The organism is Anaeromyxobacter sp. PSR-1 (assembly GCF_000964525.1).
GTDB lineage: Bacteria > Myxococcota > Myxococcia > Myxococcales > Anaeromyxobacteraceae > Anaeromyxobacter.
On sequence record NZ_BAZG01000057.1, the window covers coordinates 1 to 22,843 of the forward strand.

General features: G+C 74.4%; 25 protein-coding genes and 1 pseudogene. 2 read left to right on the top strand and 24 right to left on the bottom strand.

What is annotated here, in order from left to right:
• Window positions 1-364: pseudogene (locus tag PSR1_RS10845) on the top strand (hypothetical protein); the annotation flags it as partial.
• Between the two features lie 7 nt (window positions 365-371).
• Here the strand turns inward: PSR1_RS10845 and PSR1_RS10850 are convergent.
• From PSR1_RS10850 to PSR1_RS10915, 14 genes are all read right to left on the bottom strand, one after another.
• Complete coding sequence (locus PSR1_RS10850; RefSeq protein WP_059437593.1) at window positions 372-770, bottom strand: (deoxy)nucleoside triphosphate pyrophosphohydrolase; 399 nt, start codon at window positions 768-770, stop codon at window positions 372-374.
• Window positions 767-1,858, bottom strand: a complete 1,092-nt coding sequence (locus tag PSR1_RS10855) for a PQQ-binding-like beta-propeller repeat protein (RefSeq protein ID WP_059437594.1) — start codon at window positions 1,856-1,858, stop codon at window positions 767-769. Before PSR1_RS10855 ends, PSR1_RS10850 begins: the two co-directional genes overlap by 4 nt.
• Window positions 1,855-2,586 (bottom strand): tol-pal system YbgF family protein, encoded by a 732-nt coding sequence (locus PSR1_RS10860; protein WP_059437595.1) that lies wholly within the window; start codon window positions 2,584-2,586, stop codon window positions 1,855-1,857. The genes PSR1_RS10855 and PSR1_RS10860 overlap by 4 nt, the downstream gene beginning before the upstream one ends.
• 112 nt (window positions 2,587-2,698) lie before the next feature.
• Window positions 2,699-4,096, bottom strand: coding sequence for a ribosome biogenesis GTPase Der (gene der, locus PSR1_RS10865; protein ID WP_059437596.1), 1,398 nt, complete (start codon window positions 4,094-4,096; stop codon window positions 2,699-2,701).
• On the bottom strand, window positions 4,093-5,025 hold the full coding sequence (era, locus tag PSR1_RS10870; RefSeq protein ID WP_059437597.1) for a GTPase Era: 933 nt from the start codon (window positions 5,023-5,025) through the stop codon (window positions 4,093-4,095). The genes der and era overlap by 4 nt, the downstream gene beginning before the upstream one ends.
• Window positions 5,026-5,102: 77 nt before the next feature.
• Window positions 5,103-5,609 carry a peptidylprolyl isomerase gene (locus PSR1_RS10875; RefSeq protein WP_059437598.1) on the bottom strand — a complete coding sequence of 169 codons (507 nt, stop codon included), beginning with the start codon at window positions 5,607-5,609 and terminating at the stop codon, window positions 5,103-5,105.
• 59 nt (window positions 5,610-5,668) lie between these two features.
• The gene (locus PSR1_RS10880; RefSeq protein ID WP_059437599.1) at window positions 5,669-6,361 is read right to left on the bottom strand and encodes a peptidylprolyl isomerase; all 693 of its coding nucleotides are present in this window, start codon (window positions 6,359-6,361) and stop codon (window positions 5,669-5,671) included.
• A gap of 55 nt (window positions 6,362-6,416) precedes the next feature.
• Window positions 6,417-7,574 (bottom strand): ribonuclease III, encoded by a 1,158-nt coding sequence (gene rnc, locus PSR1_RS10885; protein WP_059437600.1) that lies wholly within the window; start codon window positions 7,572-7,574, stop codon window positions 6,417-6,419.
• A 15-nt stretch (window positions 7,575-7,589) separates the two neighbouring features.
• A complete protein-coding gene (meaB, locus tag PSR1_RS10890) occupies window positions 7,590-8,624 on the bottom strand; it encodes a methylmalonyl Co-A mutase-associated GTPase MeaB (protein ID WP_059437601.1) in 1,035 nt (344 codons plus the stop codon).
• Window positions 8,624-9,937, bottom strand: coding sequence for a hypothetical protein (locus PSR1_RS10895; protein ID WP_059437602.1), 1,314 nt, complete (start codon window positions 9,935-9,937; stop codon window positions 8,624-8,626). The genes meaB and PSR1_RS10895 overlap by 1 nt, the downstream gene beginning before the upstream one ends.
• A gap of 66 nt (window positions 9,938-10,003) precedes the next feature.
• Window positions 10,004-11,143 carry an acyl-CoA dehydrogenase family protein gene (locus tag PSR1_RS10900; RefSeq protein ID WP_059437603.1) on the bottom strand — a complete coding sequence of 380 codons (1,140 nt, stop codon included), beginning with the start codon at window positions 11,141-11,143 and terminating at the stop codon, window positions 10,004-10,006.
• 8 nt (window positions 11,144-11,151) lie between these two features.
• Window positions 11,152-12,726 carry an acyl-CoA carboxylase subunit beta gene (locus PSR1_RS10905; protein ID WP_059437604.1) on the bottom strand — a complete coding sequence of 525 codons (1,575 nt, stop codon included), beginning with the start codon at window positions 12,724-12,726 and terminating at the stop codon, window positions 11,152-11,154.
• Window positions 12,727-12,776: 50 nt separating this feature from the next.
• Window positions 12,777-13,550 carry an enoyl-CoA hydratase-related protein gene (locus tag PSR1_RS10910; RefSeq protein ID WP_059437605.1) on the bottom strand — a complete coding sequence of 258 codons (774 nt, stop codon included), beginning with the start codon at window positions 13,548-13,550 and terminating at the stop codon, window positions 12,777-12,779.
• A 1-nt stretch (window position 13,551) separates the two neighbouring features.
• The gene (locus tag PSR1_RS10915) at window positions 13,552-14,478 is read right to left on the bottom strand and encodes a hydroxymethylglutaryl-CoA lyase (protein ID WP_059437606.1); all 927 of its coding nucleotides are present in this window, start codon (window positions 14,476-14,478) and stop codon (window positions 13,552-13,554) included.
• Between the two features lie 130 nt (window positions 14,479-14,608).
• On the opposite strand from PSR1_RS10915, the gene PSR1_RS10920 reads away from it, so the two are divergent.
• Window positions 14,609-14,893 carry a rhodanese-like domain-containing protein gene (locus tag PSR1_RS10920; protein ID WP_059437614.1) on the top strand — a complete coding sequence of 95 codons (285 nt, stop codon included), beginning with the start codon at window positions 14,609-14,611 and terminating at the stop codon, window positions 14,891-14,893.
• 169 nt (window positions 14,894-15,062) lie between these two features.
• On the opposite strand, the gene thiC is transcribed toward PSR1_RS10920, so the two are convergent.
• From thiC to PSR1_RS10965, 10 genes are all read right to left on the bottom strand, one after another.
• The gene (gene thiC, locus PSR1_RS10925) at window positions 15,063-16,463 is read right to left on the bottom strand and encodes a phosphomethylpyrimidine synthase ThiC (protein WP_059437615.1); all 1,401 of its coding nucleotides are present in this window, start codon (window positions 16,461-16,463) and stop codon (window positions 15,063-15,065) included.
• 198 nt (window positions 16,464-16,661) lie between these two features.
• Window positions 16,662-17,951, bottom strand: coding sequence for a phosphopyruvate hydratase (gene eno, locus PSR1_RS10930; RefSeq protein ID WP_059437607.1), 1,290 nt, complete (start codon window positions 17,949-17,951; stop codon window positions 16,662-16,664).
• A gap of 88 nt (window positions 17,952-18,039) precedes the next feature.
• Window positions 18,040-18,165 carry a hypothetical protein gene (locus PSR1_RS24840; RefSeq protein ID WP_272946348.1) on the bottom strand — a complete coding sequence of 42 codons (126 nt, stop codon included), beginning with the start codon at window positions 18,163-18,165 and terminating at the stop codon, window positions 18,040-18,042.
• Window position 18,166: 1 nt separating this feature from the next.
• Entirely contained in the window at window positions 18,167-18,346 is a 180-nt protein-coding gene (locus tag PSR1_RS10935; RefSeq protein WP_059437608.1) for a hypothetical protein, read from the bottom strand.
• 261 nt (window positions 18,347-18,607) lie between these two features.
• Complete coding sequence (locus PSR1_RS10940; protein WP_059437609.1) at window positions 18,608-19,051, bottom strand: type II toxin-antitoxin system RatA family toxin; 444 nt, start codon at window positions 19,049-19,051, stop codon at window positions 18,608-18,610.
• A gap of 16 nt (window positions 19,052-19,067) precedes the next feature.
• Complete coding sequence (glpX, locus tag PSR1_RS10945; protein WP_059437610.1) at window positions 19,068-20,033, bottom strand: class II fructose-bisphosphatase; 966 nt, start codon at window positions 20,031-20,033, stop codon at window positions 19,068-19,070.
• Between the two features lie 3 nt (window positions 20,034-20,036).
• On the bottom strand, window positions 20,037-20,459 hold the full coding sequence (locus PSR1_RS10950; RefSeq protein ID WP_059437611.1) for a thioesterase family protein: 423 nt from the start codon (window positions 20,457-20,459) through the stop codon (window positions 20,037-20,039).
• A 66-nt stretch (window positions 20,460-20,525) separates the two neighbouring features.
• Window positions 20,526-21,851 carry a homoserine dehydrogenase gene (locus PSR1_RS10955; protein ID WP_059437612.1) on the bottom strand — a complete coding sequence of 442 codons (1,326 nt, stop codon included), beginning with the start codon at window positions 21,849-21,851 and terminating at the stop codon, window positions 20,526-20,528.
• Window positions 21,851-22,438: a hypothetical protein gene (locus PSR1_RS10960; RefSeq protein ID WP_059437613.1), complete on the bottom strand. Its 588-nt coding sequence runs from the start codon at window positions 22,436-22,438 to the stop codon at window positions 21,851-21,853. Before PSR1_RS10960 ends, PSR1_RS10955 begins: the two co-directional genes overlap by 1 nt.
• A 54-nt stretch (window positions 22,439-22,492) precedes the next feature.
• Window positions 22,493-22,843 (bottom strand): HEAT repeat domain-containing protein (locus PSR1_RS10965; RefSeq protein ID WP_193388353.1); only part of this gene is annotated, 351 nt, incomplete at its 5' end.

A 22,843-nucleotide genomic window follows, 5' to 3' on the forward strand; every position in this document is an offset into this window, starting at 1 on the left:
CGCCACGCTGCCGCTCGCGCTCCAGGCCGAGACGGTGGTGGACCCCGGCGCGCACTTCCGCCTCGACCTCACCGTCGCCAGCGCCGACGCGCGGCTGGTCCTGCTCGACGCGAACGACGCGGCGGTGGCGGCGGCCGGCACGCACGACGTGGGCACCACCACGCGGCTGACCCTGTCGCCCTCCGAGCCGCTGCGGCCGGGCAGCCGCTACACCCTGCGGCTCGACGGCGCCAGCACGCGCGAGTTCCACGACGCGGCCGGCAAGGCCTACGCGCCGGCCGGCCTCGCCGTGCTCGTCGCGGGGACCCCGCCGCCGCCCGAGCCGAAGCCGCAGCCCGCGAAGCGCAAGCGCCGGGCGCGGTGACGCCGGATCAGCTCCGCGAGAGGCGCTCGAGCTCGCCCAGGACGGCGCGGTCCGCCTCGAGGAAGTCGTAGGCGGCCAGCGCGCCGGCGGGCGCCCAGGCGATCTCGGCCACGCCGATGGCGCGGGGCGTCGCCCCCGGCGCGAGCGCGCCGGCGTAGAACGCCAGCTCGACCTCGAGCGTGGGGTACCGGTGCTCGTGCCGGAGCAGGAGCGCGCCCACCTCGAGCTCGCAGCCCAGCTCCTCGCGGATCTCGCGCCGGAGCGCGTCGGGCTCGGACTCGCCCGCCTCGACCTTGCCGCCGGGGAACTCCCACTGGCCTCGCTCGCCGTCGCGGTCGGGCCGGCGGGTGACGAGGATGGCGTCGCCCCGGCGGACGACGGCCGCGACCACGCGGATCCGCTTCACCGCAGGTCGAGCGCGAGCAGGTCGCCGCCGTTGGAGAGCACGTAGACGCGCTCGCCGCCGACGCCCGGGGTGGAGGAGATGCCGGTGCCGGGGTCGAGCACGCGCAGCGTGCGCCCGCTCGAGGCCTCCAGGAACCGGAGCCCGCCCTGCCCGGCGGGCACGAGCACCCAGGGCCCGGCGATCACCGGCGCGCCGCCGCCGGGCGCGCCCCCCAGCGGCGCCGTCCAGAGGACGCTGCCGGCCGCCGGATCGAGCGCGTGGACCGAGCTGGAGGTGACCGCGAACAGCGCCCCGCGCCCGAGCACCAGCCGCGCTGCGCCGGGGGCGCGAAAGGCCCAGATCGGATCGCCGGTGGCGGCGTCCATCGCCAGCACCGCGCCGGAGAACGCGGTCGCGTACAGGTGCCTGCCGTCGAGCTGGATCGCGTCCACGTCGAGGTAGTCGCCGGCCGGGGCCACCGTGCGCTCCCAGCGCGCCGCGCCGTTCGCCACGTCGAGCGCCGCCACCCATCCGTCGGAGTAGCCGGCCCACACCGTGTCGCCGCGGACGACCGGCCAGGCGGCGCCGCGGACCGTGAACCCGGCGCGCGCCTCGCGCCGGTGGTGCCACTTCCAGGCGCCGGTCTTCGCGTCCACCGCGAAGAGCGTGTCCTGCAGGCTCATCACGAAGACGGTGCCGCCCGCGACGGCCGGGCGCGTGCCCAGCTCCTCCTTCGCGTCGTACCGCCACAGCTCCTTGCCGGTGGCCATCGCCAGCGCGTAGAGCCGCCCGTCGGTGCAGCCGACGTAGGCGACGCCGTGGTCGATGGCGGGCGGCGCCCAGAAGCTCCCGGCGGTGCGCAGCTCCCAGGCGACCGTGCCGTCCGGGCGGAGCGCGTGGACCCAGCCGTCGCGCGTGCCGAACACCGCGTACCCGGTCTCCGGGTCCACCGCGACGCCGCCCGGCTCGAGCGGGCGCGACTCCATCGCCTGCGGCCCGACCACCGGGCGCATCCAGGCGATCCGGTAGAGATCCAGCGGGCCGGCCGGCAGGCGCGACGACACGCCCGGCCCCGCCGCCAGGGCGAGCGCCAGCGCGAGCGCCGTCACTCCTTGCCACCCAGCCGCGCGAGCCGCTCGGACGCCTCGGGCGTGAGCAGCGAGTCCTTGTGCTTCTCCGCGAAGCCGGCCAGCAGCGCCCTGGCCTCCGACGCCTTGCCCGCGGCCGCGAGCACGCGGGCGCGCTCCAGGTCGGCGCGATCGGCCATCTTCGGCGCCTCCGCGGCCAGCCGCTCGTAGGCCTGCGCCGCGCCGGCGAGGTCGCCCTTCGCCTCCCGGACCAGCCCGACGCCCTCGAGCGCGCCGAAGCGGAACGAGTCGTCGGCGGGGGCGTCCTTCAGGTAGCGCTCGTAGGACGCGAGCGCGGCGTCCCACTCGCCCAGCTTGTACTGCGCGTCGCCGCGGGCCAGCTCGGCCATGAGCGCGGGGCCGGTGCCGGCGTGCGCCGCGAGCACCTTCTCGGCCTCGGCGATGATGGCGCGCTGCTTGGCCTCCTGCGTCGGGAAGAACGGCCCGGGCACGCCGGGGAGCGGCACGCTCGACACCTCGCCGCCGATGGCCGCGAGCAGCGCCGAGGCGGCCGCGCCGGCGGCCTGCTCGCGCTGCGCGCGCAGCGCGGAGACGGCCGCGACGATCACCAGCACCGCCACCACCGCGCCGCCCGCGATGACGAGGTGCTTCTTCCGGGAGGCGGCCCAGCTCGCGGCCTGCGTCGCGGCGACCTGGAACTTGTCCGGCTCCTTCATGTCCTTCCGGGTGATCACGGTGTCCTTCGACATGGCGCCTCTCGGGTGCGTGCTCGGCGAAAATGTGAGGAAAACCGGGCCAATCTAGGCGGGTACCCGGGGGGCGTCAAGCGAAAGCCCGCCCCGCCGGGCCGGCCCCACCGCCCTACTCGCGCGGCCGGCGCGGCCGCGAGCGGTGCTGGCGCTCCTTGAACACGAGGCGCATCGGAACCTCCAGCCCGAACGCGTCCCGGAAGCGGTTCTCGATGTAGCGGCGGTAGTGGTCGGTCAGGCCGTCCGGGTGGTTGGCCTGGATCACGAACGTGGGCGGGGCGTAGGCCACCTGGGCGACGTAGTAGAGCTTCACGCGGCGGCCGCGGGCGACGGGGGCCGGGTGCTCGTCCTGGAGCGCCTCGAGGAGCTCGTTGAGCTGCGGGGTCGGGAAGCGCGCCCGGTACTGCTCCACCAGCCGCGCCGCCTTCTCCAGCACGCGGTGGACCCCGCGCCGCTCCTTCGCCGACACGAACAGCATCGGCGCGAAGGCCACGAACGGCAGCCGCTTGGTGAGCTCCTTGCGGTACCAGTCCTGCGTGGCGCCCTCGCGCTCGGCGATGTCCCACTTGTTCACCACGACGACGAGCGCCTTGCCCTTCTCGGCCACCAGGCCGAGGAGCCGCGCGTCCTGCTCCACGCCGGCCTCGGTCGCGTCGAGGAGGCACGCCACCACCTCGGCCTGGTCCATCGCCTTCATGGCGCGGACCACCGAGAACGACTCGACCTTCTGCGCGATGGAGCGCTTGCGCCGGATGCCGGCCGTGTCGGTGACCACGAAGCGCCGCCCCTTGTGCTCGACCAGCGAGTCGATCGCGTCGCGGGTGGTGCCGGGCACGTCGGAGACCACGAAGCGCTCCTCGCCGAGCAGCGCGTTCACGAAGGTGCTCTTGCCCACGTTGGGCCGGCCCACGATGGCGAGCCGGATGTCGCCCACCGGCCGCGCCTCCTCGGAGACCTCCTGCGGCTCGTCGGCCTCCTCCGGCGGCGGCGGGAGCGGCGGGAGCGCGAGCTTCTCGACGATCGCGTCCACCAGCCCGGACACGCCGCGCCCGTGCTCGGCGGAGACGGCGTGCACCTCGCCGAAGCCGAGCCCGTAGAACTCGGCGAGCGGCACGTCCTCCTCGGTGCGGGCGGTGTCCACCTTGTTCACCGCCACGAACAGCGGCTTGCCGGCGCGCCGGAGCAGGTCCGCCACGGCGCGGTCGAGCGCGGTGAGGCCGTCGCGGCCGTCCACCACCAGCACGACCACGGAGGCCTCGTCCACCGCGAGCTGGGCCTGCTCGCGCACCTGCGACATGAGCCGGTCGCGCGACTCGGGCTCGAAGCCGCCGGTGTCCACCACCGAGACCGCGCGGCCCTCCCAGATCACGTCGGCGTAGTTGCGGTCGCGGGTGACGCCGGGCACGTCCTCCACGATGGCGACGCGCCGGCCGGCGAGCCGGTTGAACAGGGTGGACTTGCCGACGTTGGGGCGGCCCACCAGCGCCACCACGGGACGGGGCGGGCTCACAGGCCGAACCTCTTCAGCGCGCCCTCGCGCTCGCTCCAGCGCTCGTCCACCTTCACCGTGAGCGACAGGAACACCTTGCACCCGAGCAGCCGCTCCAGCCCCTCGCGCGCCCGCGTGCCGATCTTCTTCAGCATCGCGCCCTGCTTGCCGATCACGATGGCCTTCTGCGAGTCGCGCTCGACCACCACCAGCGCCGAGATGCGGACCAGCCCGCCGCGCTCGCGCCGGTCGGACTCGTCGAACTCCTCCACCTCGACGGCGGCCGAGTACGGGATCTCCTGCCGCGTCTGCAGCATCACCTGCTCGCGCACGTACTCCGCCGCCAGCGCGCGCTCGGCCTGGTCGGTGAGCACGTCGGGCGGGAACAGCGGGGCGTCGGACTCGGGCAGCAGCCGGACGAGCGCCTGCACCAGCGTGTCCACGTTCTCGCCGGTGAGCGCCGAGAACGGGACCACGTCGGCCCAGTCGTGCAGCCCGCGGTAGGCGTCGATGACGGGCAGCAGCGTGGCGCGGGGCGCGCGGTCCATCTTGTTGACGCCCAGCACCGCCGGCTTCCGGGCGCGCCGGACCTCCTCGATGGCCCAGCGGGTGGACTCGCCCACCTCGACGCGGCCCTCGGGGCCGGTGCCGGCCTCGATGAGCATGAGCACCGCGTCCACCTCCGAGAGCGTGGAGAGCGCGGTCTCGACCATGCGCCGGTTGAGCGCGCCCTTGGCCTTGTGCAGGCCGGGGGTGTCGAAGAACGCCACCTGCGCGCCCGGGACGTTGTGGACGCCCAGGATGCGGGTGCGGGTGGTCTGCGGGCGGGGGCTGACGATGGCCACGTGCTCGCCGAGCACGCGGTTGAGGAGCGTGGACTTCCCCACGTTCGGCCGACCGACGATGGCGACGAAGCCGGCGCGGAACGGGGTCTTCTTCTTGCTGGCCATGGAGGTGATCGCGCCCGCGGCCCGTCCGCCGAGGCGGAGGGACGCGGGCGCCCGGGTTCCTTCGGTGTGGCGCCGCCCTAGGGCTGCGCGCCGCGGGTGATGGTGACCTTCTCGAGCTTGACCTTGGCGTTGCCGGCGCGGGTGATCTTCGGGACGAGGTCCCCGCCCTTGACCACCTCGCCGAAGATGGTGTGCCCCTTGTTCAGCCAGGGCGTCTCCACCTCGGTGATGAAGAACTGCGAGCCGTTCGTGTTCGGGCCGGCGTTCGCCATGGCGAGCAGGCCGGGCTTCGAGAACACGTTGTCCGGGCCGATCTCGTCCTCGAACCGGTACCCGGGGCCGCCGGTGCCGGTGCCGAGCGGATCGCCGCCCTGGATCATGAAGTCCGGGATGACGCGGTGGAACACGGTGCCGTCGTAGAGCGGCTTCGTCACCTTCTGGCCGGTGCGCGGGTCGGTCCACTCGCGCGTGCCCTCCGCCAGCTCGACGAAGTTCTTCACGGTCTTGGGCGCCTTCTCCGGCAGCAGCTTGACCACGATGTCGCCCATCGACGTCTGGAACGTCGCGTAGATCTGCTCGGCCATGCTTCACCTCTCCCGGCGCGCCGCCGGGTGGCGGGCCCGCGCGCGGGCCCGGGTTGTCCCTACTTGCAGGTGGGGCGCTCGGCGGTGATGGTGACCTTCACCAGCCGCGTCTGAGAGTTGCCGGCGCGGGCGATCCCGCCCACCAGGTCGCAGCCGCACACGCCCTGCCCGAACCGCGTGTAGCCGCACACGCCGGACTTCGAGTCGCAGGCCCGCGGCTCGAGCTGCGGCACGCGGTCCCCGGCGCCCTCGGTGATGAAGAACTGCGAGCCGTTCGTGTTCGGGCCCGCGTTCGCCATGGCGAGGACGCACGGCTTCTCGAACAGCTTCGTCCCGGGCGCCGGCAGCTCGTCGTCGAACTTGTAGCCCGGCCCGGAGACGCCGAACGGGAGGTCCTTCTGCGCGGAGCTCCCGAGGGGCGCGCCGCGCGTGGCGGGGTCGCCGCCCTGGATCATGAAGCCCGGGATCACCCGGTGGAACAGCAGGCCGTCGTAATACGGCGCCTTGCGCTGCTGGCCGGTGAGCGGGTCGGTGAAGGGCTTCTTGCCCTCGGCGAGCTGGACGAAGTTCTCGACCGTCTTCGGCGCCTCGGCCGGCAGGAGCTTCACGCCGATCTTGCCGCGCGAGGTCTCGAACACGGCGTACAGGTCCTTGCCCTTGGCCGGGGCGGCCGCGGGGGCCTGCGCGCGGGCGGCGGGCGGGAGGGCCAGCGACACGAACAGTGAAATCACCAGAAGGGAGGAGCGCGTCATGCGGCGGGATGCTAGTCGCGGGTGGGTGCCCCGGCAAATGGAAAGACGGCGCCCCTCAGCGCCGGGGGCGCGCCCCCTTGCGGGCTCCCTTGGCGGTGGCCTTGGCGCCCTTCCCTGCCGCGGCGGCCTTCCGCGTCGCGGCGGCCTTGCGAGGGCGGGCCGGGGCGGCGGCCTTCCGCCCGCCGGACGGGGCGGCGCGGCGGCGCCGGGGGACCGCGGCGTGCGGCGCGTGCTCGGGCGCGGGCGCCTCCACGCCGGCCGGCTCGCGCTCGGTCCGAGGGCCTTCCGGCTCCGGCTCGGGCGCGACCGCCTCCGGCGGCGGCGCGGGCCGCGCGGGCCCCGCCTCCGCCCCGGTGGGCGCGGCCGGGACGGCGGGCGCCTCGGGGACCTCTGCGGGCGCCGCGGCGGCGGACGGGGACGCGGCGGGCTCCGCCCCGGCCTGGCCGGCCTCCAGCGCCAGGCGGCGGCCGAGCGCGTCGAGCGCGAGCCGCGCCGCCGCCTGCTCCGCGTCCTTCTTCGATCGCCCGGCGCCGCGCCCCAGCACCTCGCCGCGCAGGTCGGTCTCCACCTCGAACGTCTTCGAGTGGTCCGGGCCGTGCTCGGCGACCACGCGGTAGCGCGGGGTGGCGCGCAGCCGGCTCTGCGACAGCTCCTGGAGCTGGGTCTTGAAGTCGCGGTCCAGCGTGCCGGCCGCGGCGCGCGCGAACGCCTCGCCCAGGAAGCGGTCCACGAAGGAGAGCACCGCCGGGAGCCCCTGCCCGTGGTAGATGGCCGCGATCACGGCCTCCATGGCGTCGGCGAGCAGCGACGACTTCTGCCGGCCGCCGGTCAGCTCCTCGCCGCGCCCGAGGCGCAGCAGCGGGCCGAGGTCGAGCGTGCGGGCCATCTCGGCGAGCCCCTGCTCGTCCACCACCGCCGCGCGCATCTTCGAGAGGTCGCCCTCGCGCGCCGACGGGAAGCGCTCCATGAGCCGGTGCGACACGGCCAGGTCGATCACCGCGTCGCCCAGGAACTCCAGCCGCTCGTTGTCCTGCAGCCCGTCCTCGCGGTGCTCGTTCACGTAGGACTTGTGCGTGAGCGCTGCCAGCGCGGCCTGGCGGTCGGTGACCGCGATGCCGAGCCGCGCCTCCAGCGCGCCCACCGGGTCGAGCGCCGGGTCCGGCTCCGGCGGCGCGCCCGCGGGCTCCTGCGCTGGTCCTCGATCCTCGCCCATCGTCGGCTCTCCCGCTCAGGCCCGCAGCAGCGCGGCCAGCTCGTCCGCGAGCTGGTACGGATCGGCGCTCCGGGCCGCGATCCGCTCGGCCACGGCGTCGAGCCGCCCCTTCTCCGCCTCGAGGCGCGCCAGCGCCCCGGCCAGCAGCCGCTCCCGCAGCACCGCCACGAACGCGGCGCGGGCCCGGGCCACCTCGCGCGCGCGGCGCCCGCCGGTGGCCTCCAGGTGGGCGCGGTGCGCGTCCACCGCCGCGATCAGCTCCGCCACGCCCTCGTCGCGCACCGCCACGGTGCGGACGATGGGCGGCTCCCAGGCCGCCTGCGCCGGCCCGGAGGGCGGCACGGGGCCGCCGGTGAAGCGGTGCGCCGCGTCGTGGTCGGCCGGCGCGGGCCCGAGGCCCATGACCGTGCGGCGCAGCTCCAGCATGGTCTGCAGGTCGCGCACGGTCCGGTCGGCGCCCTCCCGGTCGGCCTTGTTCACCGCGAACACGTCGGCGATCTCGAGCACGCCCGCCTTGATGGCCTGCACGTCGTCGCCCAGCCCCGGCACCGCCACCACCACCACGGTGTGCGCCAGCGTGGCGACCTCGATCTCGTCCTGCCCGACGCCGACCGTCTCCACCAGGATGACGTCCTTGCCCATGGCGTCCATCACCTGGACGAGGTCGGAGGTGGAGCGCGAGAGGCCGCCCAGGTGGCCGCGGGTGCCGAGCGAGCGGATGAACACGCCCTCGTCGAGCGCGTGGTCCTGCATCCGGATCCGGTCGCCCAGGATGGCGCCGCCGGAGAACGGGCTGGTCGGGTCCACGGCGATCACGCCGACGGTCTTGCCCAGCCGGCGGTAGTGGCCGATGAGGCGGTCGGTGAGCGAGGACTTTCCCGCGCCGGGCGCGCCGGTGAGGCCGACCACGTAGGCCCGGCCGGTCCGCGGGAACAGCGCCCGCAGCGTCGCCTCGGCCTCCGGGAGCCGGTCGTCGAGGTCGCGCATCAGGCGGGCGGCGGCGCGGACCTCGCCCGCGAGCACGCGCGCTGCGATGGATGGAGGTGACATCAGTAGGCCGCCGCCTCGGGGACGAAGTTCGCGACGAGGATCGCGCTGGACATCTTGCGCGGCGCGCCCATGGGCTGCCGCTGGCGATCGAGCTGCCGGTAGATCACGCTGCCGTCCTGCACCTGGTCGATCTGGATGAGCAGGCGCCAGCCGCCGCGGTCCTGGGCGAACACCGCCTCGAAGTCCGAGCGCTTCAGGACGCGCGCGGCGCCGTAGGGCCGGCCGTCGATGTCGGTGCCGACGTAGCGGACCTCGTCCGGCCCGGCCTCCTCCACCACCACGCTCATCACCCAGATCTCGCCGGGGTGCGGCATGAGGTGGCTCGGCACCTCGGAGGGCGCGGCCGGGGCCGGCGCGGGCGGCGGCCCCGGGTCCGCGCCGGGATCCGCCGCGCCCAGCGCGAGCGCCACCACCTTGGCCGTCCCCGGGAAGCTGGCCAGGTCGAAGCGGTCCGACCAGACGTCGCCGTTCGGGCCGATCACCCGCCCCTTGAACCGGGTGCCCATCTCGCGGCTGGCCACGAAGCGGTAGCGGGTGTTGCCGTAGGCGAACTCCTTCACCAGCTCGACCATGGCGTTGGGCGCGAGCATCGCGTCGTCGCCGAAGACCTGCGCCAGCGCCGCCAGCGTGAGCGCGTTGCGCGGCGCGGGCGTGGCCGCGAGCGTGGGCGCCGCCGTCGGGGTCGGCGTGAGCGCGGGCGCGGCGGCGGCGGGGCGCATCCGCGACACCGAGGCGACCAGGTAGATCTCGAGGTCGGTGGGGCTGGCGAAGTCGGAGAGGTCGAGCGTGGGAAAGTCCGGCGCGACCTCGAACGGCCGCCCGCCCACCGGCGCCACGCGCGAGACCCGCACCGACTCCGGCCCGCCCAGCACCTCGAACGCGTGGGTGGCGGTCTTCACCAGGGCGCGGACCGCCAGGCGCTCCGGGTCGAGCGCCGTCTCGAGCCGCAGCGACCGCATCCGGGCGGCCAGGTCCTGGAGCGCCGCGGTGCGGCGCCCGAGCGCCTGCGCGACCGAGACCTCCAGGCCGGTGGCCCGCTCGTGCTCGTAGAAGTTCACCTCGCCGAGCGCGGAGAGCGGCGCGTCCAGGAACCGGAGGTGGTCGTGGCCCGTGACGACGAAGCGGCCGCGGGGGATCGTCTGGCCGGTGACGGGGTGCTGGACCCGCCCGGCGAACGCGAGCTCGCCCTCGAGCGTCTCGCGGTCGGCGCCGAGGCGGACGGGGATCCCGAGCGCGGACAGCTTGCGCGAGGCGATCTGGTTCAGGCGCTCGCGCGGGATCTTTCCGATGATGGTGTGTTCGCCTTCGCCCATGTGTCCCACGCGCGCGGGGCGCGGGCGCTCCCGCCCGTCCGGCTCGCTCCCCTTCCGCGCGAGAGACTACCTCAGAATCTCCCGCGAGATGACCATCCGCTGCACCTCGCTCGTCCCCTCGCCGATCTCGGTCAGCTTGGCGTCGCGGAAGTGGCGCTCCACCGGGAAGTCGCGGGTGTAGCCGTAGCCGCCGTGGATCTGGATGGCGCGGGAGGTGGCGCGCATGGCCGCCTCGCTGGCGTAGAGCTTCGCCATGGAGGCCGGCGCGCCGAACGGCTGGCCCGCGTCGCACATCGCGGCCGCCCGCCGGACCAGCAGCCGCGCCGCGTCGAGCTCGGTGGCCATGTCGGCGAGCATGAAGCCGATCGCCTGGAACTCGGCGATGGGCCTCCCGAACGCCTGGCGCTCCTTCGCGTACGCCCGGGACTCCTCCAGCGCGCCGCGGCCGAGCCCCACCGCCAGCGCGCCGATGGTGATCCGGCCGCGGTCGAGGATCTGCAGCGTGTCGATGAAGCCGTGGTCCACCTCGCCGAGCCGCTGCGCGTCCGGGACCTCGACCTCGTCGAGGAACAGCTGCGCGGTGTCGGAGCTGCGCATCCCGAGCTTGCCGTGGATGGCGCGCTGGCTGAACCCCTTCATGCCGGGCTCGAGGATGAACGCGGTGATCCCGTGGTGGCGCCGCCCCGGGTCGGTGCGGGCGAGGACCACGAAGCTGCCGCCCACCGTGCCCTGGGTGATGAACGTCTTCGAGCCGGAGAGCACCCAGCCGTCGCCGCGGCGCGCCGCGGTGGTGCGCATCGCCGACGCGTCCGAGCCGCTCCCCGGCTCGGTGAGCGCCCAGGCGGCCAGCCGCTCGCCCGTCGCGAGCGCCGGCAGGTAGCGCTCCTTCTGCGCGTCGGTGCCGAAGCGCGCGATGTGGCCCGTGCCGAGCCCGTTGTGGCTCGCCACGGTGAGCGCGAGCGAGCCGTCGTGGCGCGCCAGCTCCTCCACCACCACGGCCACCGCGAGCGCCCCCATCCCGGCCCCGCCGTACCGCTCCGGGACGGTGATGCCGAGCAGCCCCATGGCGCCGAGCTTCGCCACCACCTCGCGCGGGAACGTCTCGCTCGCGTCCCACGCGGCCGCGTGCGGCCTCACCTCCGCCTCGCAGAACGCGCGGACGGTCCGCTGGATCTCGACCAGCTCCTCGGGGAGTTCGAAGTCCATGTGGGCTCCTAGACCGGGAGGACGCCGCGCTTGCGCTCGCGGGGCGGCTCGTGGCCGGCGGCGTAGATCCGGAACCGGCGGGAAAGCTCCTCGCGCAGCCGCTCGCCGGGCACCACCGCGTCCACCACCAGCTCGCTCGCCAGCTTCAACAGGTCGATGTCGGCGCGGTACTCCTCGCGCAGGGCCTCCACGTAGGCGGCCCGCTCGGCCTCTGGCTTCTCCTGGATCTTGTTGAAGAAGACCGCGTTCACCGCGGCCTCCGGCCCCATCACCGCGATCATGGCCTCGGGCAGCGCCAGCGTGGCGGACGGGCCGAACGCCGGGCCGTCCATGGCGTAGAGCCCGGCGCCGTAGGCCTTGCGCACCACCACGCAGATGCGCGGGACGGTCGCCTCCGACACCGCGCTGATCATCTTCGCCCCGGCCCGGATGATGCCGGCCCGCTCGACCTTCGTGCCGATCATGAACCCGGGCACGTCGGCGAGGTACAGCAGCGGCACGTTGAACGCGTCGCACAGCCAGATGAAGCGGGTGGCCTTGTCGGCGGAGTCCACGAACAGCACCCCGCCCTTCACCTTCGGCTGGTTCGCGACGATCCCCACCACCTGGCCGTCGATGCGCGCGAGCCCGGTGACGAGCTCGCCGGCCCAGAGCCGCTTCACCTCCAGGAACGAGCCCTCGTCCACGATCGCCCCGACCAGCTCGAGCATGTCGAACGGCTTGTTCTGGTCGCGCGGCACGATGTCGGCGGGCGCGCGGGCGCCGGGGCGCGGCGGCCGGGCCGGCGCCTCGGGCGGCAGCGCGCGGTGGCTGGAGGGCAGGTACGAGAACCAGCGGCGCGCCAGCGCGATGGCCTCCTCCTCGGTCTTGACCAGGAAGTCGCCGCAGCCGGACACCGAGCAGTGCATGCGCGCGCCGCCCAGCTCCTCCAGCGAGACCTTCTCGCCGATGACCATCTCGGCCATCCGCGGCGAGCCCAGGTACATGGACGCGTTCCCCTCGACCATGATGACCACGTCGCAGAACGCCGGGATGTACGCGCCGCCCGCGGCCGACGGGCCGAACAGCAGGCACACCTGGGGCACCACGCCGGAGAGGTGCACCTCGTTGTGGAAGATGCGCCCGGCGCCGCGCCGGCCCGGGAACATCTCCACCTGGTCGGTGATCCGCGCGCCGGCCGAGTCCACCAGGTAGAAGAGCGGCAGCCGCTGCGCCGCCGCGACCTCCTGGATGCGCAGGATCTTCTCGACCGTCCGCGCGCCCCAGCTCCCCGCCTTCACGGTGGAGTCGTTCGCCATCACGCACACCGGCCGGCCGTCCATCCGGCCCATGCCGGTGACGACGCCGTCCGCGGGCAGCTCCGGGTCGAGCGCGTTCGCGAGCGCGCCGTCCTCCACGAAGCTCCCCGGGTCGAGCAGGAGCGCGATCCGCTCCCGCGCGAAGCGCTTGCCCTGCTCGGCGTTCTTGGCGTGGTACTTCGCCGCGCCGCCCTGCTCCACCCGCCGCAGCTCCCGCGCGATGCGCGCGTCCGGCGACTCGTCTCGGGCCACTGCGCCACCTCCGGGCGTTCCGTCCGCGTCCATGGTGCCTTCCCCCGTCGTGTCCTCGCGGTGCGCTGCGCGCCCCGGCTCGCTCACTCGCCGGTGAACACCGGCGCGCGCTTCTCGGCGAACGCGGCCAGCGCCTCGCGCCGGTCGCGGGTGCCGAGGCAGTCCTGGTACATCCGGTGCTCGAGCGCGAGCGCCTCCTCGAGCGGCAGGTGGAACCCGCCGTCGATGGCGCGCTTCGCCTGGCGCAGCGAGACCGGCGCGTTCCGCGCGATGCGCCCGGCGAGCGCGAGCGCCTCGTCCAGGAGCCGGCCGGGCGGCGCGATCTGCGTGACGAGCCCCATGGCGAGCGCCTCGGCGGCGCCGATCCGCCGGGCCGTCAGCACGAGGTCCTTCGCCCGCGCCACGCCCACCAGCCGCGCCAGCCGCTGCGTGCCGCCGCCGCCGGGGATGATGCCGAGCGCCACCTCCGGCAGCCCGAGCTGGGCCGAGTCGGCGGCGATGCGCAGGTCGCAGGCGAGCGCCAGCTCCAGGCCGCCGCCCAGCGCCGCGCCGTTCAGCGCGGCCACGAACGGCTGCGGCGCCTGCTCGATGCCGCGGAGCGCGTCGCGCAGCCCCTCGTGGAAGCGGTGCACGTCGTCGGCGGACATCCCGGCGCGCTCCTTGAGATCGGCGCCGGCGCAGAATGCCTTGTCACCGTCGCCGGTGATCACCACGCACCGCAGCGCCCGGTCGGCCCCGGCGCGCGCGAGCTGCTCGCGCAGCGCGCGCAGCAGCCCCGTGGTGATCGAGTTCCGGCGCGAGGCGCCGTCGATGGTCCACACCTCGACCGCGTCCCTGCGCTCGACCCGGAGATCCATGTCAGCCTCCCGCCCGCGCCAGCTCCGCCTGCAGCGCCTTGCCCGGCAAGGTCCGCCCCACCAGCCGCTGCGCCAGCGCGCCGGCGGCCACCAGCTTCCGGAAGTCCACCCCGGTCTCGAGCCCCATCCCGTCGAGCATGTAGACGAGGTCCTCGGTGGCGAGGTTGCCGGAGGCGCCCGGCGCGTACGGGCAGCCGCCCAGGCCGCCGATCGACGCGTCGAAGGTGGTGACGCCCTCCTCCAGCCCTGCCAGCACGTTCGCGAGCGCGGTGCCGCGCGTGTCGTGCATGTGCAGCGCGATCTGCTCCGGCCGGGCGCGGGCGCGCAGCAGCGCCAGGATGCGGCGGGTCTGGTTGGGCGTGCCCACGCCGATGGTGTCGCCGAGCGACACCTGGTGGCAGCCGAGCGCCAGCAGCCGCTCGACGATGTCGGCGGCGCGCCCGGGATCGACCGGGCCCTCGTACGGACAGCCCCACACCGTGGAGACGTACCCGCGCACGCGGAGCCCGCGGGCGAGCGCCGCCGGGACGAGCGCCTCCAGCTCGCCGAGCGTCTCGGCCACGGTGCGGTTCAGGTTCTTGCGGTTGTGCGTCTCGGACGCGGAGAGGAACACCGCGGCCTCCACCGGCGGGTGCCCCTCGCCCGCGCGGGCCAGCGCGACCGCGAGGCGGTCCAGCCCCTTCGCGTTCGGCACCAGCACCACGTACGAGGTCCCGTCCGCCGCGGGGAGCGCCGCCGTCACCTCCGCCGCGTCGGCGAGCTGCGGGATCCAGCGCGGCGAGACGAAGCTCGACGCCTCGATGCGCCGCAGCCCCGCGGCCGCGAGCGCCCCGATGAGCGCCAGCTTGTCCGCGGTCGGGACGGTGCGCGCCTCGTTCTGGAGCCCGTCCCGCGGGCCGACCTCGTACACCGTCACCCGGTGGGCCATGTGGCGGATATTAAGGCCCAGGTCCGAGCCGGACCGGTGATCCCGCGTGGGTCCGCGCGGGGCGATGCCGCCGCCGGTGCCCCCGGTTAGCTCACCTCCCCGGACCCCGAGAACCCCACGAGAGGTGAACATGAACCGGATCCTGCGTCTCACCGTGCTCGCCGCGGCGGCCCTCGCCGCCGGCGCCGGCACCGCGCGCGCCGAGGGCGCGCCGTACCGCGAGGCCACGGTGGACGAGGTGGCGAGGCTCCTCGCCACGCCCGGCGCCCGCGCCTTCGACGCGAACGGCCCGGAGACCTACGCGAAGGCCCACCTGCCCGGCGCCACGCTCGTCGCGTACCGCACCTACGAGGCGCGGGAGCTGCCGGCGGACAAGGACGCGCCGCTGGTCTTCTACTGCAAGAACACGCGTTGAAGCGCGAGCCACGAGGCCGCCCGGCGGGCGGCCAGCTTCGGGCACCGCAACGTGTACGTGATGCCGGCCGGCATCGACGGCTGGGTGGCCGCCGGCAGGCCGGTGGAGAAGGGGCCGCCCCAGGGGCGGTGAGGTGAGGTCCGCGTGAGGCTCGCGCCTCCAGGCCCGCCTACGGGAGGACCTGGAGGCCGCCGGCCGGCTTCTCGGCCGCGCCGTTCGCCGCGCCGCTCGCCGCCGCGTCCTGGGCGGCGGCCTCGGCGAGGTGGCCGTGGATCTTCATCGAGCAGAACTTCGGCCCGCACATCGAGCAGAACTCGGCCGACTTGAACGCCTCGTGCGGCAGCGTCTCGTCGTGCTTGGCGCGCGCGGTGTCCGGGTCGAGCGACAGCTCGAACTGCTTGTTCCAGTCGAACGCGTAGCGCGCGCGGGAGAGCGCGTCGTCGCGGTCGCGGGCGCCCGGCCGGTGGCGCGCCACGTCGGCCGCGTGGGCCGCGATCTTGTAGGCGACGATGCCCTCGCGGACGTCGTCGATGTCCGGCAGGCCGAGGTGCTCGGCCGGCGTGACGTAGCAGAGCATGGCCGCGCCGTGCTGCGCCGCCACCGCCGCGCCGATGGCGCTGGTGATGTGGTCGTAGCCGGGCGCGATGTCGGTGACGAGCGGCCCGAGCACGTAGAACGGGGCCTCGCTGCAGAGCTCCCGCTCCTTCTCCATGTTCATGGGGATCTGGTCGAGCGGGACGTGGCCCGGGCCCTCGACCATCACCTGCACCCCGTGCTCCCACGCCTTGCGCGTCAGGTCGCCGAGCGCCTTCAGCTCCGCGAACTGCGCCGCGTCGGACGCGTCGGCGAGGCAGCCCGGGCGCAGCCCGTCGCCCAGCGAGAACGTCACGTCGTAGCGCTTGAAGATCTCGCAGATCTGCTCGAAGTGCGTGAAGAACGGGTTCTCCGCCTTGTTCGCGAGCATCCACTGCGCCATGAGGGCGCCGCCGCGCGAGACGATGCCGGTGATCCGGTGCGCCGCGAGCGGGATGAAGTCCCGCAGGACGCCGGCGTGGATGGTCATGTAGTCCACGCCCTGCGCCGCCTGCGCCTCGATGATCTCGAGCATCAGCTCGGGCGTGAGGTCGGCCACGTCCTTCACGTGGGCCAGGCACTCGTAGATGGGCACCGTGCCCACCGGGATCGGGCTGGCGCGCAGGATGGCCTCGCGGATCTGCGGGATGTCGCCGCCGGTGGAGAGGTCCATCACCGTGTCGGCGCCGTACTTCAGGCACACCCGCAGCTTGGCCAGCTCCTCGTCGATGTTCGAGGTGACCGCGCTGTTGCCGATGTTCGCGTTGATCTTGCAGCAGGCCGAGATGCCGATGGCGAGCGGCTCGAGCTCGGGGTGGCGGACGTTCGCCGGGATCACCATCCGGCCGCGGGCCACCTCGGCGCGGACCAGCTCGGGCTCGAGGCGCTCGCGCGCCGCCACGAACGCCATCTCCTCGGTGACCACGCCGTTCCGGGCGTAGTGCATCTGGCTGACGTTGGCCTGCCCACGACGCTTCGCGATCCAGTCGGCGCGCATGCTCTTCACCTGTGACGGGAGGGTCGATGCAAGGGACGTGAAGCTAGCGAGCGGCCGCGGGCGTGTCAATGCGCCGCGCCCGGAAATCCGTGTGGCCGGGCGCGGGGTTGCGCCCGCACCCAGGGCGCGTGTGGCGGGTCGCTCGGGCGCGGCGTGGCGGGCCCCGGCGCGAGGTCCGGGGCCCGCTCGCCGGGAGGCTCAGCGGAGGGCCTTGAACGCGCCGCGGCCGGCGTACCGGCCGGACGTGCCCAGCTCCTCCTCGATGCGGAGGAGCTGGTTGTACTTCGCGATGCGGTCGGTGCGGGACGCCGAGCCGGTCTTGATCTGCCCGCAGTCGCAGGCGACCGCCAGGTCGGCGATGGTGGTGTCCTCGGTCTCGCCCGAGCGGTGGCTCATCACGCTGGTGTAGCCCGCGCGGTGCGCCATGCGGACCGCCTCGAGCGTCTCGGTGAGCGAGCCGATCTGGTTCACCTTCACCAGGATCGAGTTCGCCACGCCCTGCTCGATGCCGCGGGACAGGCGGGTCACGTTGGTGACGAACAGGTCGTCGCCGACGAGCTGCAGCTTCCCGCCCAGGCGCTCGGTCAGGAGCTTCCAGGTCGCCCAGTCGTCCTCGTCGCAGCCGTCCTCGATCGAGACGATGGGGTACTTGGCGGCGAGCTGGGCGTAGTACTCGACCAGCCCCTTGCCGTCGAAGCTCTTCCCCTCGCCCTCCAGCTCGTACTTGCCGGCCTTCTTGTCGTAGAACTCGCTGGCCGCGCAGTCGAGCGCGAGCGCCACCTGCTTGCCGGGCTCGTAGCCGGCCTGGCCGATGGCCTCCATGATGACCGCGAGCGCCTCCTCGTTCGAGGCGAGGCTCGGCGCGTAGCCGCCCTCGTCGCCCACGCCGGTCGCCGCGCCCTTGCCCTTCAGCACCTTCTTCAGCGCGTGGAAGATCTCGGCGCCGCAGCGGAGCGCCTCGGCGAACGTGGGCAGGCCGAGCGGCACGACCATGAACTCCTGGATGTCCACGTTGGAGTCGGCGTGCGCGCCGCCGTTCAGGATGTTCATGAGCGGCACCGGCAGCGTCCGCGCCCCCGCCCCGCCCACGTACCGGTACAGCGGCAGGCCGTGCGCGGTGGCGGCGGCCTTGGCCGCGGCCAGCGACACGCCCAGGACGGCGTTCGCGCCCAGCTTCGACTTGGTGGGCGTGCCGTCGAGCGCGAGCATCCGCGCGTCGAGGGTGGCCTGGTCGGACGCGTCGAGGCCGACGACCGCGGGCGCGATCTCGTCGATCACGTTCGCGACGGCCTTGCGGACGCCCTTGCCCAGGTAGCGGCCCTTGTCGCCGTCGCGCAGCTCGAGCGCCTCGTGCTCGCCGGTGGACGCGCCGGAGGGCACCGCCGCCCGGCCCACGTCGCCGGTCCCGACCGCCACCTCGACCTCGACCGTGGGGTTGCCGCGGGAATCGAGGATCTCCCGCGCGGTCACGTTGATGATCTCGGTCATCCGCTGGTCTCCCCGAGCGCCCGGCGCGGTCGCCGCGCCCAGGGATCCGCTCGCAGGCCCGCGAATGTGCCCGCGCGCAGCCGATGGGTCAATCGGTTTTCCCGGCGAGGGAACGCGCGCGCGCCCGGGAAAACGACGGGCGCGAGACCGGCCGGTCCGCGCCCTCTCGATCGAGCGCTTCGCCGCTGGCGAGCGCCCGCTCGTCCCGGATCATCTCACCCGGAGTAGTCGATGATCACGACGCCGCGATCGCGGTCGCCGGGCTCGCGGTCGTCGTGACCGCGCGGCCCCTCGTCCGGATAGGAGGGCAACGGCAGCTCGACCGACGGACGGTCCTCGCGGCGCTGCTCGCGCTCACGCCGCTTGATCTCCTCGATGACGTAGGCGTCCAGCATGGCGGGTCTCCGGGCCATCGTCCTCGCTGCAGTTGCAAGTCGCGTTCCTCGCGACCTCGTTCCCCTCCTCCGTGGCGCGGTTCGCACTTCTTTAATGACGCACGGCCCCCTCGCGCCAATTCACTTCGCCCCCGCAGGGCCCCGTTCAGTAAAGCACCCGTCCCATACGGGGGTCAACTGCGCGCGGCAGGATGTGCGCGCCGGCGCGCAGGCCGCGCCTCCCGGTGCAAACGTTGCCGCGGCGACACCGCCTGCCGGATCTCAGCGCAGCGACTCCGCCCGCGCCTTGAAGGCCTGCAGGTTGCGGGGGAGGTTCACCTTGGTGAGCTCCTCGCTGATCTTGTCGATGACGGCCTGCGGGACGAGCGGCGGCTTGGAGATCAGGATCTCGACGGAGTAGTGCGCGCGGGTGCGGTCGCCCTCGGCGTGGAGCTCCCAGGAGCCGTTCGAGACCTTCATGAGCTCGCCAGACTGGAGCGACCAGGTCACCTTCCGCGGGCGCTCCTCCTCGTGCCGCAGCACGTACTTGAACCGCTTGATGCCGAGGTCGAGCTCGTACTCCACCCGCCTGCCCGGCCCGCCGGCGAGCACGCGGCAGCCCCTGATGCCCGGCACGAACTCCGGGTAGCGCGCGTAGTCCACGATCACGTCGTAGACGCGGTCGATGGGCGCGTCGATGAAGACCTCCTGCGTGACGACCGACATCGGGGCCTCCTGAGGGCTACCAGCCGTAGTCCGGGCTGCGGGTGAAGTGGTGCTCGGTCTCGATGTAGCGGATCGTCCCGGTCCGCGACCGCATCACGACGGAGTGCGTCCGGGCGCCGTCGCCGGTGAAGCGCACGCCCTTGAGGAAGTCGCCGTGGGTGACGCCGGTGGCGGCGAACATGACGTTGCCGCCGGCCAGCTCCTCGGCGCCCATGACCCGGTCCAGGTCCTTCAGCCCGTACCCGCGGGCGCGCTCGCGCTCGGCGTCGTTGCGGAACACCAGCCGGCCCTGCAGGTCGCCGCCCACGCAGCGGAGCGCCGCGGCGGCGATCACGCCCTCGGGCGCGCCGCCGATGCCCATCAGCACGTCGACGCCGGTGTCCGGGAAGCAGGTGTTGAGCGCGCCGGCCACGTCGCCGTCGCCGATGAGCTTGATGCGGGCGCCGGCCTCGCGGACCTCGCGGACCAGCTTCGCGTGGCGCGGCCGGTCGAGGATCACCACGGTGAGGTCCTCGACGTACTTGCCGAGCGCGTCCGCGACCCGGCGCAGGTTCTCGGTGGGCGTGCGGCGCAGGTCCACCGCCCCGCGGGCGCGCGGCCCGACCGCGATCTTCTCCATGTACGTGTCGGGCGCGCGCAGCAGCCGGCCCTTCTCGCCCATGGCGATGACGCTGAGCGCGTTGGGCGCCCCGGTGGCGCACAGGTTCGTGCCCTCCAGCGGATCCACCGCGATCTCCATCTCGGCGTCGCCGTCGCGGCAGCGCCCCACCTTCTCGCCGATGTAGAGCATCGGCGCCTCGTCGCGCTCGCCCTCCCCGATCACCACCTCCCCGCGGATGGCGATGTCGTTGAACGCCTTGCGCATGGCCTCGACCGCGGCCTGGTCGGCGCCGTTGCGATCGCCGCGGCCCATCAGGCGGGCGGAGGCCAGCGCGGCGGCCTCGGTGACGCGGACCACCTCGAGCGCGAGGTTCCGATCCATGGCTCAGCCTCCCTTCCCCGGGCCGCCGGGCGCCTCGCCCACCGAGAGCCGCGCCAGCAGCTCCGGGGGCATGCGCCGCACGCGCCCGTCGAGGTCCACGCAGGCGTGGACCGTGGAGCCGGTGGCGAGCAGCTCGCCGTCCCGGACGATGCGGTACTCGAAGCGGGCCGAGGCGCGGCGCACCTCGGCGAGCGAGGTCTCCACCGCGACGAGGTCGTCGTAGCGGGCCGGGCTGCGGTAGCTCACCTGCGCGTCCACCACCGGCAGCCGGAGCAGGTAGGCCTCCTCGAAGTCGCGGTAGCGGAGCCCCTTGGCGCGGATGAACTCGTTCCGGCCCGCCTCGAAGAAGCGCAGGTAGTTGCCGTAGTAGACGACGCCCATCTGGTCGGTGTCGCCGTAGATCACCCGGAGCTCCGTCCTCACCATGCGTTCACCTCGGGCGCGCCGCGGCGGCCGGCGCGGGGCCGGACGCGGCGGCCGCGCGGCGCGGGGTCAGACGTTCTCGATGCGGATGAGGCGCGTCGGCGCGAGCGTGGTCGGGTCGCGGTCGATGTCGGCGATGGCGGCGCGCAGGTCCGCCTCCCGGGCCACGTGCGTCACGATCACCAGCGGGACCGGCTGGCCCTGGTCGTTCTGCTCGCGCTGCTGCACCGCCGCGATGGAGATGTGGCGCGCGGCGAGCTGCGAGGCGATGCGCGCGAGCACGCCGGGCGCGTCCTTCACCGAGAAGTTCAGGTAGTACGCGCAGCGCACCTCGGCGTGCGGCCGCACCGAGACCAGCGGCTCGGCGGGCGGCAGGGGCACGCGCCCGGGGCTGCCGGCCAGGATGTTGCGGGTGAGGTCGATGATGTCCGAGACCACCGCGCTGCCGGTGGGCATCGCGCCGGCGCCCTGCCCGTACAGCATCGAGGCGCCGAGCGCCTCCGAGTGCAGCACCACCGCGTTCATGGCGCCGCGGACGCCGGCGAGCAGCGAGCCGGCCGGGATGAAGGCGGGGTGCACGCGGGCCTCGAGCTGGTCCTGCGCGCCGGGCGCGGCGCCCTCGGCCGGGCCGCAGCGCCGGGCCACCGCCAGCAGCTTCAGCGCGTAGCCGAACTCGCGCGCCCACCGGAAGTCCTCCGGCTTCAGCGCCATGATGCCCTCGGTGAGCACGTCCTCGGGCCGGAGCGCCGCCCCGAACGCGAGCTGGGCGAGCACGCACAGCTTCTGCGCCGCGTCGCCGCCGGACACGTCGAGCGTGGGGTCGGCCTCGGCGTAGCCCAGCCGCTGCGCCTCGGCCAGCGCCCGCTCGATGGGCTCGCCCTTCTCGGCCATGGCGGTGAGGATGAAGTTGGTGGTGCCGTTGACGATGCCGTGCAGCGCGGTGATCCGGTCGGAGGCGAGCGCCTCGCGCAGCGTGCGGATGATGGGCACGCCGCCGCAGACCGCGGCCTCGTAGTAGACGTCCACGCCGCGCGCGCGGGCGAGGCGGAAGATCTCGTCGCCGCGCGCCGCCAGCAGCGCCTTGTTGGCGGTGACCACGTGCTTGCCGCGCTCCAGCGCCCCGCAGACCAGCTCGAACGCCTGGTCCACGCCGCCGATCAGCTCGACCACCACCTGGATGGCCGGGTCGTCGAGCAGGTCCTCGAGCCGCGTGGTGAGCAGCGCGGGATCGACGTCGATGGAGCGCTCCTTGTCCAGGTCGCGCAGCGCCACGCGCCGGACCACGATCCGCCCGCCCAGCCGCGCCTCGATGTCCTCCGCGTGCTGGCGCAGGATGGACAGCACCCCGCCGCCCACCACGCCGAACCCGGCGATCCCGATCCCGACCTCGCGCATCACTTGCCTCCGACCCGGTACGAGCCGAGCACCGCCCGCACCTGGGGCGCCACGTTCCGCTCCACCACCGCCCACGTCTCGATCCGCACCGGCCCGACGCCCGGCGCGTAGGTGATCTCGAGCACGTTGTCGGTGGTCGGTCCGGCCCGGTTGTGCGCGCGGACGCGCACGCAGCCCTCGAACCGGCCCGCCGGCGTCTCCGCCGTCTCGCCCACCGCGGCGATCTCGTACCGCTCGGTGGAGCTGGCCGAGACCACCGAGGACCACTGCTGGCCCTGGGCGAGCGGCGCGCAGAGCAGCCGGCGCAGCCGGTCGTGCACGCAGGCGCCGTCCACGCGCAGCTCGCCGCGATCGCTGTCGCGGAAGTAGCCGTCGGCGGTCCGCTCCAGGATCCGCACGGTGCGGGTGGCGCCGCGCCGCTCGGGCGGCAGCGCCGGCGACTCGTCCACGTACGTCCAGGCGTTCCCGACCGCGAGCGGGAAGAACTCGGCCGGCGAGGCCGCGGCCGCGCGGGGCGCGGCGGGCGCCGGGGCGCGCGCGCAGGCGAGCGCGAGCGCGAGGATCGGGACCAGGGTGCGGGGCGTCATGAGGGTCGCATCTTAGCGGAAAGCCGGCGCGAGGTGGCCTCCGCCGCCGCGCGGCTACTTGCCCGCCACGCGGCCGGCCTCGGCCTCGCGGGCCCGCAGCTCGGCGAGCGCGTCGCGGGCCGCGGCGCGCACCCGCGGCTCCGGGTGGCCGGCCTCGAGCGTGAGCAGGTAGCCCTCCGCCTCGGGCCCGCCGATGTCGCCGATGATGCGCACCAGCGCCAGCGCCATGCCGCCGTCGCCGCGCTGCGAGAGGTCGATGAGCGGGCCCACCGCCCGCGGGTCGCGGAGCTGGCCGAGCGCGCCCACCGCGAGGTGCGCCACCTCGGGCTCCGGATCGCGCAGGCGCTCGACGAGCGCCGGCACCGCCTCGCGCGCGCGGCGCTCGGCCGCCACCCGCACCGCGTG

Coding starts and splice junctions, on each gene's coding strand:
- PSR1_RS10880 (WP_059437599.1), bottom strand. CDS start 6,361: ATGACGCGCTCCTCCCTTCTGGTGATTTCACTGTTCGTGTCGCTGGCC.
- era (WP_059437597.1), bottom strand. CDS start 5,025: ATGGCCAGCAAGAAGAAGACCCCGTTCCGCGCCGGCTTCGTCGCCATC.
- PSR1_RS10900 (WP_059437603.1), bottom strand. CDS start 11,143: ATGGACTTCGAACTCCCCGAGGAGCTGGTCGAGATCCAGCGGACCGTC.
- eno (WP_059437607.1), bottom strand. CDS start 17,951: ATGACCGAGATCATCAACGTGACCGCGCGGGAGATCCTCGATTCCCGC.
- rnc (WP_059437600.1), bottom strand. CDS start 7,574: ATGGGCGAGGATCGAGGACCAGCGCAGGAGCCCGCGGGCGCGCCGCCG.
- glpX (WP_059437610.1), bottom strand. CDS start 20,033: ATGGATCGGAACCTCGCGCTCGAGGTGGTCCGCGTCACCGAGGCCGCC.
- PSR1_RS10860 (WP_059437595.1), bottom strand. CDS start 2,586: ATGTCGAAGGACACCGTGATCACCCGGAAGGACATGAAGGAGCCGGAC.
- PSR1_RS24840 (WP_272946348.1), bottom strand. CDS start 18,165: ATGATCCGGGACGAGCGGGCGCTCGCCAGCGGCGAAGCGCTCGATCGA.
- PSR1_RS10955 (WP_059437612.1), bottom strand. CDS start 21,851: ATGCGCGAGGTCGGGATCGGGATCGCCGGGTTCGGCGTGGTGGGCGGC.
- PSR1_RS10905 (WP_059437604.1), bottom strand. CDS start 12,726: ATGGACGCGGACGGAACGCCCGGAGGTGGCGCAGTGGCCCGAGACGAG.
- PSR1_RS10910 (WP_059437605.1), bottom strand. CDS start 13,550: ATGGATCTCCGGGTCGAGCGCAGGGACGCGGTCGAGGTGTGGACCATC.
- meaB (WP_059437601.1), bottom strand. CDS start 8,624: ATGTCACCTCCATCCATCGCAGCGCGCGTGCTCGCGGGCGAGGTCCGC.
- PSR1_RS10940 (WP_059437609.1), bottom strand. CDS start 19,051: ATGTCGGTCGTCACGCAGGAGGTCTTCATCGACGCGCCCATCGACCGC.
- thiC (WP_059437615.1), bottom strand. CDS start 16,463: ATGCGCGCCGACTGGATCGCGAAGCGTCGTGGGCAGGCCAACGTCAGC.
- PSR1_RS10875 (WP_059437598.1), bottom strand. CDS start 5,609: ATGGCCGAGCAGATCTACGCGACGTTCCAGACGTCGATGGGCGACATC.
- PSR1_RS10960 (WP_059437613.1), bottom strand. CDS start 22,438: ATGACGCCCCGCACCCTGGTCCCGATCCTCGCGCTCGCGCTCGCCTGC.
- PSR1_RS10920 (WP_059437614.1), top strand. CDS start 14,609: ATGAACCGGATCCTGCGTCTCACCGTGCTCGCCGCGGCGGCCCTCGCC.
- PSR1_RS10895 (WP_059437602.1), bottom strand. CDS start 9,937: ATGGGCGAAGGCGAACACACCATCATCGGAAAGATCCCGCGCGAGCGC.
- PSR1_RS10950 (WP_059437611.1), bottom strand. CDS start 20,459: ATGGTGAGGACGGAGCTCCGGGTGATCTACGGCGACACCGACCAGATG.
- PSR1_RS10935 (WP_059437608.1), bottom strand. CDS start 18,346: ATGCTGGACGCCTACGTCATCGAGGAGATCAAGCGGCGTGAGCGCGAG.
- PSR1_RS10915 (WP_059437606.1), bottom strand. CDS start 14,478: ATGGCCCACCGGGTGACGGTGTACGAGGTCGGCCCGCGGGACGGGCTC.